Raw genomic sequence first — 17,139 nt, 5'->3', positions numbered from 1 at the left:
GTTGGAGAAATTATCAAATTCAAATATTAGTGCTTTTATGTTTTATTTGCCAAGTACTTTTGTAATATTAGCCCATCTTAAATCGCACTTAATTAGGTGTTGATTCAGATTTTTTGATTTCTCGATATACAAAAGTAAAACTGGACTGACTTACCTAGAATCTTAGAAGATAGCTAGTTAAATATGTCACACTACCAAACGAAAACTGACACTAAATATTCAGGAAATTTTGATGGTAAGTATTTAACGCCTTTTCAGCGTAAAATGCTACAAAAAAGCTTACAAGAAAATATACCTGAGTCTTACCGTCAGCGTATCGAAATTATGCTACTGACAGATGAGGGCAAATCTCAAACCACGATTTGTCAGATATTAGGGTGCTGTCCAGCAACAGCCAGGCATTGGATGTATATAGCGCGCACTGGTATGGCGCATCAATGGCAGGATTGTGCAATTGGTCGCCCTAAAGCAGTAAATGAGGAATATTTAGGGCGTTTAAAAGAACTTGTCAGTAATAGTCCTCGCGATTACGGCTATTCTTTTCGATGTTGGACAGGTAACTGGTTGAGTCAACATTTGGCAAAAGACCTAGGAATTCGGGTAAGTGGTCAACACATTAATCGACTGCTCAAGCAAATGGGGTTATCAATTAGACCAAAACCTATCACTGCTGAGAAGAACACGATAGAAAAAGCGGGGGGTTCCAAAATTTTAATTGGCGACCTCAAGCCAGCAAATACACCAGATAATACTGAATTTTTGCCTATTAATTTTGCAAAATTAGGAACAGACTCAAACATTCATGGTGCAAAATCTATCAGATTCGTCAGTGTCTCTGGAACAGTTCAGCAATATTTTGGGGTATTCGCTTTCCGAGACAGAATTTCAGCGTTGTCTCCAACAAGTTAAATTCCTCAACCCAAAGGTTGGTAAATTCTGGCAAGGAACTGACGTTGAACCAGGTATTTACATTGTGATTGCTAATAAGGTGAGGTTGCTCGACAACGCAGGTGAGTTGATCGCAACTTTGGAGAGCGGGACTTCATTTGGGGAATTTACCTTATTTCCAGAAGCTGAGTTCAAGCCTTATGCTGCTAGAGCTTCGATAAATTTGCAGTTGTGCTTTATTCCGGGTGAATTGTTGCGGTCATTGATGGCTAATCATCCCCAAATTCGAGAGCATTTATGGCAAGAGGCACTATCCCGTAATTCTCTACAAATAGATTCAGATAACTCTCCACAAACGGCGATGTCTACGACGGGCTGCGCCTACGCATCAAATTCCACCCTTAGCCATAATCATAGTATAGATATTTTGTCAACGGCTTCCCCACAGCCGCATCAGAAAAAGATTAGTAAAGCCTATTTTCCTAACCCCAGCCAGCGAGTTGGGCATTTATGGCAACGAGTAACTCAGCGTTATCCGTTTTTTGCCCAGCAGAGTGCATCGGATTGTGGTGCAGCTTGTTTGGTAATGGTGTCTCGCTATTGGGGTAAACGCTTTAGTGTCAATCGTTTGCGAGATATCGCTAATGTAGACCGAAATGGTGCATCCTTGCGGGGGTTATTGACAGCAGCGGAAAGCCTTGGCTTTGCTACACGGCCTGTAAAGGCTAGTCTTAAGCAGTTGGCAAAGCAAAAATTGCCCGTTATTGCCCACTGGGAAGGCAAGCATTACATTGTAGTCTACGAAATTACCCCTAAACACGTTATTGTTGCAGACCCCGCCATTGGTCAACGCACCTTGAGTCATGCAGAATTTCAAGCTGACTGGACTGGTTATACACTGCTGTTGCAACCGACAGCTATGCTCAAGGATACCAAAGAAACTTCTACTCCTTTTTGGCAATTTTTTGAATTGCTCAAGCCTCATGGTTTGGTGATGCTAGAAGTATTTATTGCTTCGGTATTTATCCAAATATTTGGACTCATTACCCCACTTTTTACCCAGTTAATTTTAGACCGCGTAGTCGTACAGCGATCCGAACTCACTTTAACAGCGGTGGGGATAGGATTACTAATATTTAATCTTTTTCGTGTAGCAATGATCGGGTTGCGGCAATATCTGCTAGACCACACAGCAAATCGCATAGACTTGGCGCTAATTGTTGGGTTTATTCGCCATACTCTACGACTACCTTTAAGTTTTTTTGAGTCCCGTTATGTGGGAGATATTATCTCTCGCGTTCAAGAAAACCGCAAAATTCAACGCTTCTTATCAGGTGAGGCATTGTCTATTTTACTAGATTTACTCACCGTCTTTATCTATGTAGGATTAATGTTCTGGTACAGTTGGAAAATGGCGCTATTAGCTCTAGTAATTGTACCGCCTTTTGCCTTACTGGCATTGATCGCCACACCTTTTTTACAAAGGATTTCTAGAGAAATATTTAATGCTATCACTAATGAGAGTAGTTATCTAATCGAAGCTCTTACTGGTATCCGAACTGTGAAAGCTACCGCCGTAGAACATACAGTACGTTGGCATTGGGAAGAGTTATTAAATAAGGAGATTAAAACTAACTTTTCTGGGCAAGTTATCAGCAATCGACTGCAAATTTTCAGTAATGGAATACAGGCAGTTGTAACTACTACTTTGCTTTGGTTTGGGGCATACTTGGTTATTCAAAACCAGTTAACTATTGGGCAATTAGTGGCATTTAATATGCTATTAGGCAATATTATTACGCCTTTCCAGCGCTTAATCGTGTTGTGGAATCAATTGCAAGAAGTAGTAATTGCAGTGGAACGTATTAATGATGTACTAGATACAGAACCAGAGGAAGATTTACAACACCAGACACGACAAAACTTACTACATATTAAAGGAAATATTCGCTTTGAAAATGTCATATTCCGCTATCATCCAGACAGTGATATCAATATTCTGGAAAATCTCAATTTTGAAGTAAAGTCGGGTCAAATGATAGCACTGGTAGGTCGCAGTGGTTCTGGAAAAACTACTCTTTCCAAATTAGTTTTAGGCTTATATCCTCCAACCGATGGCAAAGTGATGATTGATGGACAGGATATTAGCAGTATTTCTTTACGTTCCTTACGTCAAGAGGTTGGAGTAGTCGATCAAGATACTTTTTTATTTGGCGGAACTATTCGAGAAAATATTAGCTTAGGGTATCCTGGTGCGCCTTTAGCAGAAGTTATCGAGGCTGGAAAATTAGCGGGTGCTGATGATTTTATTAAGAAATTACCGATGGGTTACGAAACCCAAATTGGTGAAGGTGGAGGGCTATTATCTGGTGGACAAAGACAGCGGATAGCTATTGCCAGAGCCTTATTAGGTAATCCACGATTGCTAATTTTAGATGAGGCAACTTCCCATTTAGACACCGAGTCAGAAAGAATTATTCAGCAAAATTTAAACACAATTCTTAAGGGAAGAACTACGTTAGTAATCGCTCATCGTCTTTCTACTGTGCAGAATGCGGATATGATTTTAGTGCTAGACCGAGGCATGTTGATTGAAAGCGGAACTCATGAAGAATTAATGGCGAAGCGAGGGCATTATTTTTACCTTAATCAACAGCAGTTACAAGGGATAGCTTGAATAAAGGAATCAGGAAACATATACTAGGTAATAATTAGTGGAAAATTAAACAAACTATTACCTAATTATTAATATTTATAACTAATCCAAAATTCAAAACCTTTATTAGGAAAGAGTAATGACAGATATATTAAATGGACGAGTTAAAACACTATTAATAGAAAATGCATCCTATCAGGAAAATTTACCGCCTCCATTAACAGTAATCCCAAAGGATGATTGGTCTGAAATAACTAAAGAATCGCTTGAAAATCTTCCCCAGGTTTGGACAAGAGGCTTGCTATATTTTCTGGTAATTATTGTATCTATAATTTTACCTTGGGCAATCCTATGTAAAGTAGACGAAACAGGTACAGCAAGAGGACGCACTGAGCCTAAAGAAAAGACAATTAAGCTCGATGCTGCTGTGGCAGGAACTGTTGCTGAAATTCGAGTTAAAGAAGGTGAGTCAGTTAAAGCTGGACAAACTTTATTATTGTTAGAATCGGAACTAGTGAAAGCAGATTTACAGCAGGCACAGGATAAGTTAGAGGGACAGTTAAACCGTCTTACTCAGTTAAATTCATCTAAAAATCAGTTAATTGTATCGTTGACAACTCAACAACAACAAAATCAATCTCAACAGTTAGAGAAACAGTCCCAAATTGACCAAGCACAACGGAGCATTAATACTTTGATAAATGCCTATGGATTACAAAAAGAAGAAAAATTATCTCAATTAAATCAGGCACAACAAACTCTTGAAAATAGCCGAACTGTTAGTATCTTAATGGAAAGTACTTTAGCAAGTACTCAGCGAGAGGTGGAACGTTATAGAAAACTAAAACAAGAAGGAATTGTTCCAGAAATTAATTTGGTAGAAAAACAAGATATAGCTAAAGATAAGCAAAAATTATATGAACAAAGTAGATCGGAGATTAAACAGTCTAAGTTACGTTTAGAAGAACAACAGAGTAGTTACGAGCGAAATATTCGCCAAGCTAGTGCAGATATTGAACAAGCTAAGTTGCGACTTAAGGAACAAGAAAGAGGCTATCAGTCCTTGAGTCGTTCTGGTCAGCTAGCTGTACTAAAAGTTGCCGATCAACAAAAAACACTAGATACAGAAATTACTTCCTTAAAAGCAGAAATTTCTCAAACAAAAAGTCAGATTGAATCATTAAAATTTCAATTGGGACAACGAGATATAAGAGCTACCGTGAGCGGTATGCTATTTCAATTACCAATTCAAAAGGCTGGATCGGTAGTACAACTAGGAACAATGGTTGCAGAGATTGCACCCATAAATTCGCCTTTCATAATTCGGGCACAAATGGCAACTACAGAAAGTGGCTTTTTGCAAAAAGGATTACCAGTAAAGATCAAATTTGATGCTTATCCATTTCAGGATTATGGTATTCTCTCAGGAGAATTAATCAAAATTTCTCCTACTACTATAGAGATAGACACACCTAATGGAAAGGTAGCAGCTTATAACTTAGAAATTTCTCTAAAACAGAATTGTATTCCCTCGGCTAATAAATGTATTCCTTTGCATCCAGGGGATACAGCGACCGCTGAAGTGATTGTACGCCAACGCCGTATTATCGATTTCCTAATTGATCCGTTTAAGAAGTTACAGCAGGGTGGTATAAAATTGTAATAATTTCACTTTAATGATGCGTTGATAAACCGCATTCTCCAAGCTTCAATTTGTGCAAGTATAGAAAAATTTGGGATGATGGATACATATTTTATAGCCCAAATAAATAATTAGGAGGAATATTATGTCACAGCCCATTACTATTACTAACGAAGATATTCTTCATCAAATCAAGCTATCTTGCAAAATTCCTGAGATAGTTGAACAGATTGTTAGCCGTAAAGTAATTATATCTGCTGCGGAAGAAGCTAGCATTAAAGTAGAGATTGAAGAACTCCAAAAGATAGCAGACCAAATCCGGTTAGATAACAAACTCAATAGTGCTAATGATACCTGGACATGGCTAGAAAAACATGGTCTTTCATTGGATGAATTTGAAGAAATTATCTACTATACTATTATCTCTAACAAGTTAGCTCTTTATCTGTTTGCAGATAAAATCGAACCATATTTCTTTGAACACCAACTAGATTACTTTAGTGCCGTAATGTATGAAGTCGTCTTAGATGATGAAGATTTAGCAATAGAACTCTTTTATGCCATTCAAGAAGGGGAAATTAGTTTTTATGATGTTGCTTATAAATACATTACAGATACAAAACTACGGCGAAAATTAGGATATCAAGGTATAGTACAACGCAAGGATATGAAGTCGGAAATTTCTGCTACTGTCTTTGCTGCTAAACCACCACAGCTTATCAAGCCAATCTTGACATCTTCAGGTGTACATATCATTCTTGTAGAAGAAATAATTCAGCCGCAATTGAATGAAAATATGCGTACTAAAATCTTTGCAGAATTATTTTCTCAATGGCTCAAGAAAAAATCTGAATATATAACTGTGTTATTATCACTTTCACCAGAACTAGTTCAATCATTTTGAGGCAATTCTATAAATAATAACAATTGAAAAATAAGCTTTATCCCACCAAGGCAATGAGTGGGATAGTTTTTATATTAAATGAATTTGGCTAGAGTTAATCTTGCTGAGGTGCTGACAAAGATTCATAGACCAACTCTAGTCTATGAGAACGCATCTCTATAAATTTGATAGATAACTAAAATGATAAATGTTGCAACCATCACCCACACAAACAGGACTTCAGGTCGATGCAATTGATTTAAATTATTCACGCCAATTCTAGGTACAACAAATTCTCCTAAAGCTATTATTAGCCAGATACCAGCAGCCACATAATTACCAAGAACAATTTGAGAAATTCCCATAATTACAAATAAGGGAATTGTGATATCCAGAGGGTTAGAAAGATTATTGAACATAAATCTACCTCTTTTGATTAATAACAAAATCTTTGCTTACAACTTAATATTTGCTGAGAAACAGGAGCCCAAAACTATGTTATGTCTAAACTTAAGTTTTTGTGACTCCTGCTATTAATTATTTAACATTTGAAAAAATTGAAAATAACCTATGATGATTATATCAAGGGTTACTTGAAAATTGCAGTGATTGCTCTGCCCACACCATAGCCTGCGGAGAACACTATTAGACTAGTAATAACTGGAGTGATTCCACCTTTATTAAGGTCTAGGTCACTATCAGTAAGTTCATCCAAAAATGTTTCTTCGTCAGCAATAAGTTCAAAACCTACACTTAGCTGTTCAATACGAATTGTAGCCATTGTTTACTCCTTACTTTATTTTCAGGTTACTTAAGTGCTGTATAAACTCCAGCACCAACGCCTACAGCAAAAGCACCAATTACATATTCTGATGTGATTGCTACACCCCAAATAACTAAGGGTGTAAGACCACCGTTAACTGTATTGAGTTCAGAGTCAACCAAATCACTCATGAAGTTTTCAGAACCAGCGAATAATTCTGCACCAGCGGGACGTAAATCATGAATTGCAATAGTAGCCATTTTAATCTCCTGATAATTTTGAATAATTAGGGAGTAGATTGCTGAAACTCATTAATTGAATTTCTTGCTCTCTGTTAATAAATTGCCATAAATAAATTGATGTATCTAGAGATGATGTTCTATTAAATGAACATAAAAGCTACTTTTATTTTCCCAAAATCTTTTAAGAGATGCTTTATAAAGTAAACTTTAAATTTTAGGGGATGTTAAAGCAGTGCATTACGGCTATAACTCACTCTCTCAAACTCCAAAATTTTTACATAGTTGTAATACAGCCTACTTAATAATTACTTTATAAATGGCCCTTAATTAAATACTAAAATATAAAATTACTCTTATACGTTTTATTTATTGGAGGTTAGAGAATAGCGATTATTATTGACAATAATTATAACCAGTATCCTCATGAAAAAGGCACACCAATGGAACAGGAACAAAAAGTTATATTTAAACCTAACTTTTTACTCCTGCTATTAGTTGTTTAACATTTCAAACAATTCAAAATAACCTTTAATGGTTATCTCAAAGCTTATTTGAAAATTTCACTGATTGCTCTGCCTACACCATAGCCTGCGGAGAACACTATCAGACTGGTAATAATTGGAGTAATTCCACCTTTATTAAGGTCTAGATCGCTATCAGTGAGTTCATCCAAAAATGTTTCTTCGTCAGCAATAAGTTCAAAACCTGCACTTAGCTGTTCAATGCGAATTGTAGCCATTGTTTACTCCTTACGTTATTTTCAGGTTATTTCCGAACTGCTGTATAAATTCCAGCACCAACGCCTACAGAAAAAGCACTAATTACATATTCTGATGTGATTGCTACACCCCAAATAACTAAGGGTGTAAGACCACCGTTAACTGTATTGAGTTCAGAGTCAACCAAATCACTCATGAAGTTTTCAGAACCAGCGAATAATTCTGCACCAGCGGGACGTAAATCATGAATTGTAATAGTAGCCATTTCAATCTCCTGAGAATTTTGAACAATAATTTGGTAGGGAATAGATTGCTAAAACTCGCCAATTGAATTTCTTGCTTTCTATTAAGAACTTCCCATATAAAAATTTATGTGTCCAGAAAATCTTTGTTATTAATTGAACATAAAATATTCTATTTTATTCAAAAAAACAGGCATTATTTAAACATGGATTTAGATTAAAATAAAAATTACTAAAATTGTAATATATAGTAAGAAAATTACTTAAAACTCATGTTTAGCTAGGTATTAGTCTTAAGGAAAAAATACTTATTTTGTTGATGCTAACCAACTAAATTATATATATTTTTTATTGAAAGTATTTTGTTTTAACCAAGCCTGAAACAAAGACTGCAAAATTTCTTCTCTAATCTCACTTAAATTTGCAGGTATCCACTTATCGATTCGGAGGATGTGATAACCCATTTGAGTTTGAATTGGCCCAACTACTTTGTCTTCCTGTGCATCAGTGATGGCCTTTGTTATCTCTGGTAATAATTCAGCAAAGAAGCGGACTCCAACGAAACCGCCATTTTCTTTTGATTGTTTTCCCTGCGAATATTCCAACGCTAAGGCAGTGAATGATACTCGATTTTCTTGTAGAAGTTGAACAATAGTATTTGCTACTGTTATATCTTTTACTAAAATTTGCGATAAAGCCACACGCTTATAATGATCGCGGTTGTTAATGTAATGAGCATCGACGTTCTCACCGAAGAGATTTTCTTTTAATTTCTGAGTAAGTAGAGATAGGTGAATTCCTTGTGTCCAATCCTCTGCAATAATTCGTTGCTGTGTCAGCCATGCTAGTGTTTCCGATACTCCTAGCAGTTTGTGCTGGTGGCGAAATAAGTCTCCTGCTGTTTGCAATTCTTCATCAGTAACTGTAATTCCTAACTGTTCACATACTTTGACTATGAATGTATTCTGTTCGGTAGCAGCAGCTACTGCCGCAATTGTAAAAGAATGACGTAAGTAAGCAAGTATATCCTCATCTGAGGCAGGTGTAATTTCTGGTAATGTCAACTGTTGTATGGAATCTGCCATAGACTGTAGTGTATTTTTGGTAGTTAGGAGCGATAAATTAAGTGTTCTGGTGAAATCTCAGTTAGAGAAAGTCTGTTGCGATGTAAATCCCCGTACAAATTTAGGTAGTCAATTTCTGTTTGGGAAAGCTTGCCTTTTTGTATTCCGGCGATCGCAGCATCAATTTCTTCCCGGTATTGCCATCCAGTTAAGCAAACATCCACACAATTCTGACTTAGAGAGTAGCGATATAAATCAGGTACTGAAGGCCGCCAACAACCTTCTGGCAAATTTTGAGGAGCATCCCACAGAACTCCCGTGTGAGAGCCTGTAGACTTAAAAGTAACAATACCAGGTCTATAAGGGTCTTGGTCATCTAGCTGATTAAATATTTGCGATTGAGCAGACCTATGAGCAACATTGTGTCTGACCATCACTACATCTAACAAAGGACTATTAGACCACTGTTGAGCAAGATTGATATCATGAAAAGAAGCACCAACATAGCGAACAGCTCCCATTTTTTTAAGGCGCTCTGAAATGCCAAGCATTTTTTCAATACTACGCTGATAGACAGAATTAGCTCCTCTTAAATCAGAAGAAAGCTGCAAGCAATCTTGTAAAGCTGGCCCATCTTTAGAACCAATCCAGCCCCAGAAAAACACATCAATATAGTCAATGTTCAAATCGACAAACTGATCTAACAGAGCAGCCATTGCCATCTCTGGATTTTTGATATAAGTTACTGTTGCCAGTACTACTTTTTCTCGCTTTAAGGAACCACGTCCACACATCTGGCGCAATGCTCCAGCCATTGAACTATATATATAATGGTGCAGGTCGCTGGAGTAAAAAAAGTAGTTAATTCCTTGGTCAAAAGCGTAAAGGGTATCTTCACTGGAAATGCTACCACCACCACCCAAACCCAAGCAGCTAACTGTTAGGTCAGTTCGTCCCAGTTTTCGATACAAAGGCATATCTGATTCTGGGAATTGAGCATTTGAACAATCAACTTGCTCTGATGGTACGTAAGTTTGTAATCTAAGATCCGTTATTAGCATCAGTTAAACAACTGGTAAATATTTTCAGAATTAGCATTTAAGTAAGCACGCTGCAAGTCAATTCCCAAAAGAGAAAATTGCTCATAGATAGCTTGCATCCGCCCTTCTGGGGAATCATCTCTTTGATACCAAGCTGTTAGTAATCCATTCGCCACAATCTGACAGCGATTCATCCCAAAACTTTCCTGTTCAGCAAACTTTTGGTTGGGTTCTTCTGCCAACCCCAATCCTGCTATCAGCTGCATCGTGAACAAGGGAACTTCCGGCTGAAAATGCAATTTATTTTTCCTATATACATCCTGCAAAACTTTACTAACTACCTGATAATCTGTTTTATCAAAATACAAAACTCCTGAGTCATACCGTCCATATTCTTTGGGATTATATAAAACCTTAAAACTGAAAGTAATTGCTAACTCATTCAGCCATTGTGTCAAGCTCTCCATAACTGCCACAGCACCTTCGGGAGTTAAATTGAAATAGATTCTTACGGTTACTAGGGGATTTTTATCCTTTGCAACCTTACTAAAACCCAGATTACTAACCGCCATATAAAAGCCATTTTGCACCCGATTCTTGGGCAGGCGGATAGCTACTGAATCGCCTACTACGGCAGTTTGTTCGATAACTTGAAGATGCTTAACCCTCTGAATATGTAACCTCAAACTGCCCTTAGTTACTACTAAAGTACCATCTGTTTCTTCTCTGACTACAGACCAACCAGAGTCAAAATAGCCTTGTCCACAATTACTTTCATCTAATCGCTCATAAAAACCGACATCTATCCCCAAAACAGTATTATTTTCTAAATCTAGGGGCAAAGCATTTCTTTCTGCATTTAGTGCTAGCGCACTTCGCATAGAACCGTTGTAATAAATACCATAGAGAAAGCTCCGCAGTTGTAGACTCAAATATTTCTGCTGCATCTGAGTTGACATTTTCTGAAATCGTTCAATCACTTCATCTGGTAATTTCAAAGGTTTGTAATCTGGATGGTGAATAGAGAAATCAGCCTTAATCTCAACTTTTTGAACAATATCTTGCAGCGCATCTAGTAATAGATTAGTTAAACTAGTCTCTGATTGAGATTGAGTAGAGTTTAATAATTGCATAATGATTGAGTTGTATCGAAATGATTTACCTAGTAGAAGCATTAACAGTAACTAGTTCTGCAACCGCAGTACCAAAAATTGTTGGCATTGATTGTATGGGACGGCATAATAATGTTTTAGCAACCTGAAGCATAGCAATCCCTGTATTGCCAAAGTATTTTTGATATTGAATCATCGCTTGAATTTGTTGAATTAAAGCAAGACCTACAAATTGTACGACCCTCTGCAAAAAATCAGGTCGGTATTCTACAATTTCTGGAAAAGTGTTTAAATAAGCTTGAGCTAATGCGGCAATTGAAGGCTGGAGTAGTTCTAAAGGCGTTATTGCTAAACGCAAAGATTCTTCAATACTCAAAGAATTGCTGATTACCAAGCTACCTAGCCAGATTTGCACATAGCTGCCAATAAGCGTTCCCAAATCAAAGGCTGGATCTCCCCAAGCAGAGCGTTCCCAATCAATCAATTTGATAGTATTGTTAATAGAATGCTGCCAATTTTTTTGCAGAAGGATATTATTTAGCTTCAGGTCATTGTGGGTTAGACATGAAGGAATTACAGCATTACCCAGTTCAGCGATCGCGTCTCCTAAGCTATCATACCGTTGATAGAGGACAAAAAACTTTAACGCATTATCAGGTATCAAACCAAAAATTTCTGGTTCAACCCTTTCTAATCTCTGGATTAAATGCGGTACTTGGTCAACTATTAAATTATCTGAATTTTTAGAGAAAAAATTTTGATATTCTTGGCGATTAAAAGTGTCACGATGTATAGTTCCTAAGATAGCACCAACTGCTGTAGCAATTTTTGTGGGAAAGCTATTTTCTTTAGTGTAAAAATCCATTAAATCCCGATAGTCATCTAGGTATTTGAAGACAATAATGGAATTCTCTACATCAAAATGCAGCACCTCTGGCAAAAATTGGCGATAGTGATCGAAATTGGAAAACCTCTGTAAAAAGTCTTGAATTCGCCACTCAGTCAAAAACTCACCAGCCGCTTTCCCTTGCTGATAATATCGTTCTTGCTTAACAAGAAGCTTACGACTATCTGGAAAAGTTAGTAATAAATTAAAGTTCTTTGCTGCAAGTGGTTCTATGTTGCTGGGAGGTTGCTCGCACTGATTGCATAAACCCTGTTCAACTAAATAATCGAAAACATTGTGAGTATTTAAAATAAATGTCATAAGCTTTGTTATTTAATCACTTAATGAAATAAATAGACGGATCGAAAATATCTTCAGAGATAAAAACGTTAATTACGCTTATGTTAGTGGTGATGGAAATTTCGCCACAATTGATATAAAGCTCATCATCTTTTAGGTCTATCATAAAACTCTCAAAACCTTGAAAAAATTTAAGCCAGCAGCATTTAGCTCGGAAACTTTTAGTTGAGACATAAAATCAATAAATTAGTTATGAAGTTATAAAATATCTGCTTCTCTTTCGATTCGGTCTAAAGCCTTTTTTGCTTTAAAAAGAACTCGTAAATAAGCTATTTGGCTATTCCAAGCCAAACGAGGTAATAGGGTTTCGTGAGAGTTCAACTCAACCTGAGATTTGTTAACAGATGATTCTAAAGTACCAGTGAGATCATCTGCTGGAGGTATATATTCAGTAGACATGTTATTCCGATGAATCAAATTTATGAACTGAACTTTAATTCAAAACAATCAAAGATGGTAGTAATGGTTCTTGCTGCCAACTGTCTGGCCATTGAATACTGTCAGCAGTAAAATGAAGAGAATCGTTTTCTGGCCAAGGTGCATTAATCACTTCTTCAACTAGAGAAAATTCTCCATTATCAAAGGGATTACCCTCTGCTCGATGCTTGAGGAATACTCGTTCTCGAATACCTTGTTTTTGTTGGGTGAGGGCACGATGATGACAATAAGGATTGTTGCCTCGTTTGTCAAAAAAGACGTGTGCAGTCCAGCTGCAACCACCTCGACAGAGTTCAGCAAATTCACAAGTTTTGCAGAAACCCCACAAATGTTCTGTGCCTTTGGGAGTACCAGCCCCTAGATTAAACCGTAGTTCTTCTGTTTCTTCAATGATGCTTCGCAAAGAGCGATCGCGGATATTTCCGCCAGTGTAAGCTGAAGTTGGCAGTGAAGGACAACCTTTAATCGCTCCATCTGCTTCAATTCCTAAAGCAGATAATCCAGCACTGCATCCCTGCCAAAAAGTCCAAGCATCGCCGCCTCGTAAAAATCGCTCATAGGGGCCGTAGTAACCGATATTATTCCCTGGCTGAACCCTCACCCCTTCTCGCTTTGCCCGTTGAGCAACACGAGCAATCATTGGGTACACATCGAGTAATTCATAAGGTTGTAGTAAAATCTCGCTATTATCAGCTGCATTCCCCATCGGTACAGTCAATTGAATTTGCCAAGCGAAGACACCTGCATCACGGAGATGCTCATAAATACGGGGGAATTCTGGTGCAGAGAGGCGATTGATTTGAGTATTGCAACCAAAAGAAATACCTACTTCTTTAAGATGGCTCATGGTCTTAAACGCCCATTGCCAGGAGCCTTGTCTACCCCGAATGCGATCGTGGGTTGCTTCTAAGCCATCAACAGAGACGGAAACTACTTGGATTCCAGCTTCTTTCATCCGTCGTGCTGTCTCTAAAGTGATACCATAACCCCCGGTTGTCATACCACAGAGCATCCCAGCTTGGGTAACTGCTTGGGCTATTTCCAGCCAATCAGGACGCAGAAAAGCTTCACCACCAATGAGTGTTACTTCTGTAATCCCAACTTCCGCCATCTGGCTAACCAGATCAAGGGCTTCTTCGGTGGACAATTCTTTTGCCCTAGTATGACCAGCACGAGAGCCACAGTGTTGACATGCAAGATTGCACTTTAGGGTAATTTCCCAAACCGCATAGCTAATTCTGCGATAGGTCATTGGAATAAACTCCTTTAAGCAATTTCTCTAAAAGGGGATAGACATATCTCTATCCCCATAAACCTGAGCTTGTTGTTCAAGCTTCTTTAGATATCATTGGTCGTCACAATTCCATATAGAGGCTGAGGCTGAATAGGCGGCCACTTAACAGGAGGCCACCAAATAACCCCATATAAAGGTTGTATTATAGGCTTACCAATGATGCCACCAAAAACTGCTTCTAATTGTTTTTCACTTAAATCCTTAAGTTCATCCTCAGCAGCATTTGACTCTAATAATTGAGTTGTATATTCTTCAAACTCTTCTTGAGTAAAATCATAGCCAGCAGTTTTAACAACTTGGCTGCATTCATCCTTGCTTTCAACCCCTTGCATTTGGGTAAGGAAAGCCTCATCAGAGGCTAGCCTTTGATAAAATGCTCTGACGTTTTCTAAAGACATAATTTTCTCCTTATGAAAAATTTTTGCTGGGAAATTTAGCGACCTCAGAATTTAAAATGAGGGATTAGAACAAGAAACGAATTGATGTAATGACAACTCCGTACATTAGGATTGGCAGACCTCCAGGAAAAATAACAGGTATTGCTCCACCAAACACAGCTTCCAATTCTTTTTCGTTTAGGTCTTTTAAATCATCATCAGACGCAGTTGTTTCTAACAATTGCTCTGTATATTCTTCAAATTCTTGCTGGCTAAAATCAAAACCAGCGTTTTTCAAAATTTCTCTACCTGCATCCTTGCTTTCAACGCCTTGAATTTGAACGCGGAAAACTTCATCAGATGCTAGTCTTTCGTAGAAAGCTCTCACATTTTCTAAAGACATAATCTTTTCCTGAGATTATTTCAAGAAGAAAGGAGACAGGGAACAAAATTTTTTATTTCCTGTTTATTAAGTCAATACGGTTCAGTTAAGGCTAAAAACTAAAACTGACGTAGGTTGTGTTAAGGAACAAAACCCAACATTAACAAGGCTTCGTTGGGTTTTGCTGTGGCTCAACCTAACCTACTATTCTTCATTTTTATTAACTGAACCATATTGGTTTCTAAGTGGGGCATTTTGTCCTCACTTTTAGGCATGGCAAATTTCTCTTAAAGTTAAAATACTTATCTGTAAGAGTCCTCTGTTGCCCGTTGCCTATTCCCTTGTTAATACAGTTCTAGCTTTGCTTAATTAGCAGTTGGTATTGCTACTTTAATTGCTAGTTCAGAGGCATTGTAGTTATCTGTAATCACTTGGGGACAACGCATACAAGCTGCTTTCCCTTCTTGTTGCCACCACCGACAATCTCGGCGTATGGAACAAGGGGGTAGTTCCTCTGCTACTGTGGGTAACTTTTCGATAATTCGCGTGGCTAGACGACAATCTTGTCCATCAAAATGTTGGCAAGCTTTTGTGGCGCAAGGTGCGGCTGTGCGAAAAATTTCGGCAGGTGTAATTGGGTTAGCTTTTGCTATGAGTTCATCCGTGAGCGGCTGGGGCTGTTTGAGATAAGCCACACGGGGTTCTGCTACTGTTCCACTGATGATGCCGAAAACCACACTATCCTCGGATTCTGGCCTAGCACTGGGGCAAAGTGTCGTTTTATCAGCAGCAATGTTTTCCATGAATTGAGCCTTCACCGAAGAGAATCTTTATAGCTAGATGGTTTCAGTTGGAATTGCTATGATTCCTGTTGTAATGATGCGTCCGATAATAATCGGAGGTTTAGCAATTAGACCAACTGTTGCAACTGCTGCTATACCACCTGCAACACTTTTAGCTTCCTCATCAGACACAGATGACAAAGCATCTTCTGAATCCAAACCTTGATTCCGTCGTGCTACGGCATTATTTACAGCATCATCAATTAGATTGTTGATTTCTAAGTGACTGTTATAACTTCTTTTGTGCTTTTCCATGTTGATTCCCCTCAGAATTTATGACTACTTTAGGCTTTACCACTGAATAACAGGATTGCCTAATATCTGTTGATTCTATGGGAGAGGGAAATTATTTAATCTTTGATTGTGGCTTTTTATTGAACAAAAATAAACTATTTATGTTCTAAAAATTTTGCTGACTAATTCTCTTACTGCTAGGGCGTGTTTTCAAACTATAACCATAAGAGAATGGAGGCGATCGCAATCATGGCTGTATAATTTGCAGCAAGTTTCTCGTATCGGGTAGCGATGTGACGAAATTGCTTAAGTCGGTTGATAGCACTGCTTTTCATCAACAAACTCATGCGTTTCATCAATAAAATCATTCTGTTCATCAACAAACTCATGCGTTTCATCAATAAAATCATTCTGTTCATCAACAAACTCATGCGTTTCATCAATAAAATTATTCTGTTCATCAACAAAATCGTTCTGTTCATCAACAAACCCATAATTTTTGTGGGAAATACTGATATTTATGTCATATTAAACACTAATATATGAGGATTTTACTGAACTAAAACACAGCTTTAGTAAAGCAAACTAGCTCTAAAGCAATAAAAAGGATACATTGATGCCTGCTCAAAAACGTACATACCGCGTTTTAGAAAAAGCTGAATTAAGAGTAGCTGGACTTAAAGCAATTGATCCCAGCATGGATTTTGGGGATGCTCGTAACTTGCAAAACATGACACAACTAATTGAGCAGTACCGTAGCAAAATAGATGCTTATAATACTGCTCTAGCCGTGATTGACTCTTCTAGAACTGAGATGGAAGAATTGGACAAAATTTTAAGTGATCTTACAGAGAAAATGTTGATTGGAGTTGCTTTTAAATACGGCAAAGATAGCCGTGAATATGAAATGGCGGGTGCTGTTCGTAAAAGCGATCGCATTCGCAAAAGCAGAGCAACACGTTTAAGGGCGACTCCAAAAGAATTAGCTAGTGAAAACGCTAAAACTGCATAGTATCAGGTGAAAAATTTAATTTACAGCAGTTTTCATGTATTTGAATGATATCTATATGTAAGG

20 protein-coding genes and 1 pseudogene are annotated in these 17,139 nt (G+C 37.7%); 5 read left to right on the top strand and 16 right to left on the bottom strand.

Going from position 1 to position 17,139, the window contains the following annotated elements; genetic code table 11:
• Window positions 1-183 precede the first annotated feature (183 nt).
• The 4 genes from FBB35_RS04430 (at window position 184) to FBB35_RS04415 (ending at window position 6,090) form a co-directional block, all read left to right on the top strand.
• Window positions 184-909 (top strand): helix-turn-helix domain-containing protein, encoded by a 726-nt coding sequence (locus tag FBB35_RS04430; protein WP_174708639.1) that lies wholly within the window; start codon window positions 184-186, stop codon window positions 907-909.
• Window positions 803-3,565 carry a peptidase domain-containing ABC transporter gene (locus FBB35_RS04425; RefSeq protein ID WP_174708638.1) on the top strand — a complete coding sequence of 921 codons (2,763 nt, stop codon included), beginning with the start codon at window positions 803-805 and terminating at the stop codon, window positions 3,563-3,565. The genes FBB35_RS04430 and FBB35_RS04425 overlap by 107 nt, the downstream gene beginning before the upstream one ends.
• A gap of 118 nt (window positions 3,566-3,683) precedes the next feature.
• Window positions 3,684-5,207 (top strand): HlyD family efflux transporter periplasmic adaptor subunit, encoded by a 1,524-nt coding sequence (locus FBB35_RS04420; RefSeq protein WP_174708637.1) that lies wholly within the window; start codon window positions 3,684-3,686, stop codon window positions 5,205-5,207.
• 124 nt (window positions 5,208-5,331) lie between these two features.
• A complete protein-coding gene (locus FBB35_RS04415) occupies window positions 5,332-6,090 on the top strand; it encodes a peptidylprolyl isomerase (protein ID WP_174708636.1) in 759 nt (252 codons plus the stop codon).
• A 140-nt stretch (window positions 6,091-6,230) separates the two neighbouring features.
• Here FBB35_RS04415 and FBB35_RS04410 read toward each other — a convergent pair whose 3' ends face one another.
• From FBB35_RS04410 to FBB35_RS34280, 16 genes and pseudogenes are all read right to left on the bottom strand, one after another.
• On the bottom strand, window positions 6,231-6,488 hold the full coding sequence (locus FBB35_RS04410; protein ID WP_174708635.1) for a hypothetical protein: 258 nt from the start codon (window positions 6,486-6,488) through the stop codon (window positions 6,231-6,233).
• Between the two features lie 170 nt (window positions 6,489-6,658).
• Window positions 6,659-6,850: a hypothetical protein gene (locus FBB35_RS04405; protein WP_174708634.1), complete on the bottom strand. Its 192-nt coding sequence runs from the start codon at window positions 6,848-6,850 to the stop codon at window positions 6,659-6,661.
• A 26-nt stretch (window positions 6,851-6,876) separates the two neighbouring features.
• Window positions 6,877-7,092 (bottom strand): hypothetical protein, encoded by a 216-nt coding sequence (locus tag FBB35_RS04400; protein WP_174708633.1) that lies wholly within the window; start codon window positions 7,090-7,092, stop codon window positions 6,877-6,879.
• Between the two features lie 529 nt (window positions 7,093-7,621).
• Complete coding sequence (locus FBB35_RS04395) at window positions 7,622-7,813, bottom strand: hypothetical protein (RefSeq protein ID WP_174708632.1); 192 nt, start codon at window positions 7,811-7,813, stop codon at window positions 7,622-7,624.
• Between the two features lie 26 nt (window positions 7,814-7,839).
• Window positions 7,840-8,058: a hypothetical protein gene (locus FBB35_RS04390; protein WP_174708631.1), complete on the bottom strand. Its 219-nt coding sequence runs from the start codon at window positions 8,056-8,058 to the stop codon at window positions 7,840-7,842.
• Between the two features lie 312 nt (window positions 8,059-8,370).
• Window positions 8,371-9,120, bottom strand: a complete 750-nt coding sequence (locus tag FBB35_RS04385) for a peptidylprolyl isomerase (protein WP_174708630.1) — start codon at window positions 9,118-9,120, stop codon at window positions 8,371-8,373.
• Window positions 9,121-9,143: 23 nt separating this feature from the next.
• A complete protein-coding gene (locus tag FBB35_RS04380; RefSeq protein WP_174708629.1) occupies window positions 9,144-10,160 on the bottom strand; it encodes an aldo/keto reductase in 1,017 nt (338 codons plus the stop codon).
• Window positions 10,160-11,272 (bottom strand): T3SS effector HopA1 family protein, encoded by a 1,113-nt coding sequence (locus FBB35_RS04375; RefSeq protein WP_174708628.1) that lies wholly within the window; start codon window positions 11,270-11,272, stop codon window positions 10,160-10,162. Before FBB35_RS04375 ends, FBB35_RS04380 begins: the two co-directional genes overlap by 1 nt.
• Before the next feature lie 25 nt (window positions 11,273-11,297).
• Entirely contained in the window at window positions 11,298-12,458 is a 1,161-nt protein-coding gene (locus FBB35_RS04370) for an aminoglycoside phosphotransferase family protein (RefSeq protein ID WP_174708627.1), read from the bottom strand.
• Window positions 12,459-12,695: 237 nt separating this feature from the next.
• Window positions 12,696-12,896 carry a hypothetical protein gene (locus FBB35_RS04365; protein ID WP_174707951.1) on the bottom strand — a complete coding sequence of 67 codons (201 nt, stop codon included), beginning with the start codon at window positions 12,894-12,896 and terminating at the stop codon, window positions 12,696-12,698.
• Between the two features lie 34 nt (window positions 12,897-12,930).
• A complete protein-coding gene (locus FBB35_RS04360) occupies window positions 12,931-14,187 on the bottom strand; it encodes a nif11-class peptide radical SAM maturase 3 (protein WP_174708626.1) in 1,257 nt (418 codons plus the stop codon).
• An 86-nt stretch (window positions 14,188-14,273) separates the two neighbouring features.
• The gene (locus tag FBB35_RS04355; RefSeq protein WP_174708625.1) at window positions 14,274-14,627 is read right to left on the bottom strand and encodes a Nif11-like leader peptide family natural product precursor; all 354 of its coding nucleotides are present in this window, start codon (window positions 14,625-14,627) and stop codon (window positions 14,274-14,276) included.
• Between the two features lie 64 nt (window positions 14,628-14,691).
• Entirely contained in the window at window positions 14,692-15,009 is a 318-nt protein-coding gene (locus FBB35_RS04350; RefSeq protein ID WP_174708624.1) for a Nif11-like leader peptide family RiPP precursor, read from the bottom strand.
• Window positions 15,010-15,353: 344 nt separating this feature from the next.
• Window positions 15,354-15,791 (bottom strand): nitrogen fixation protein, encoded by a 438-nt coding sequence (locus tag FBB35_RS04345; protein ID WP_174708623.1) that lies wholly within the window; start codon window positions 15,789-15,791, stop codon window positions 15,354-15,356.
• A gap of 33 nt (window positions 15,792-15,824) precedes the next feature.
• Window positions 15,825-16,085 carry a hypothetical protein gene (locus FBB35_RS04340; protein WP_174708622.1) on the bottom strand — a complete coding sequence of 87 codons (261 nt, stop codon included), beginning with the start codon at window positions 16,083-16,085 and terminating at the stop codon, window positions 15,825-15,827.
• A 194-nt stretch (window positions 16,086-16,279) separates the two neighbouring features.
• Window positions 16,280-16,378 (bottom strand): annotated as a pseudogene (locus FBB35_RS34280) (IS5/IS1182 family transposase); the annotation flags it as partial.
• A 302-nt stretch (window positions 16,379-16,680) separates the two neighbouring features.
• Between FBB35_RS34280 and FBB35_RS04330 the strand changes: the two are divergent.
• Entirely contained in the window at window positions 16,681-17,076 is a 396-nt protein-coding gene (locus FBB35_RS04330; protein ID WP_174708620.1) for a hypothetical protein, read from the top strand.
• Window positions 17,077-17,139: the final 63 nt, after the last annotated feature.

Origin of the sequence: Nostoc sp. TCL240-02 (assembly GCF_013343235.1) — a bacterium.
Lineage (GTDB): Bacteria > Cyanobacteriota > Cyanobacteriia > Cyanobacteriales > Nostocaceae > Nostoc.
The sequence above is the reverse complement of the archived record's forward strand: the minus strand, read 5'-3'. Positions and strand labels throughout refer to the sequence as shown.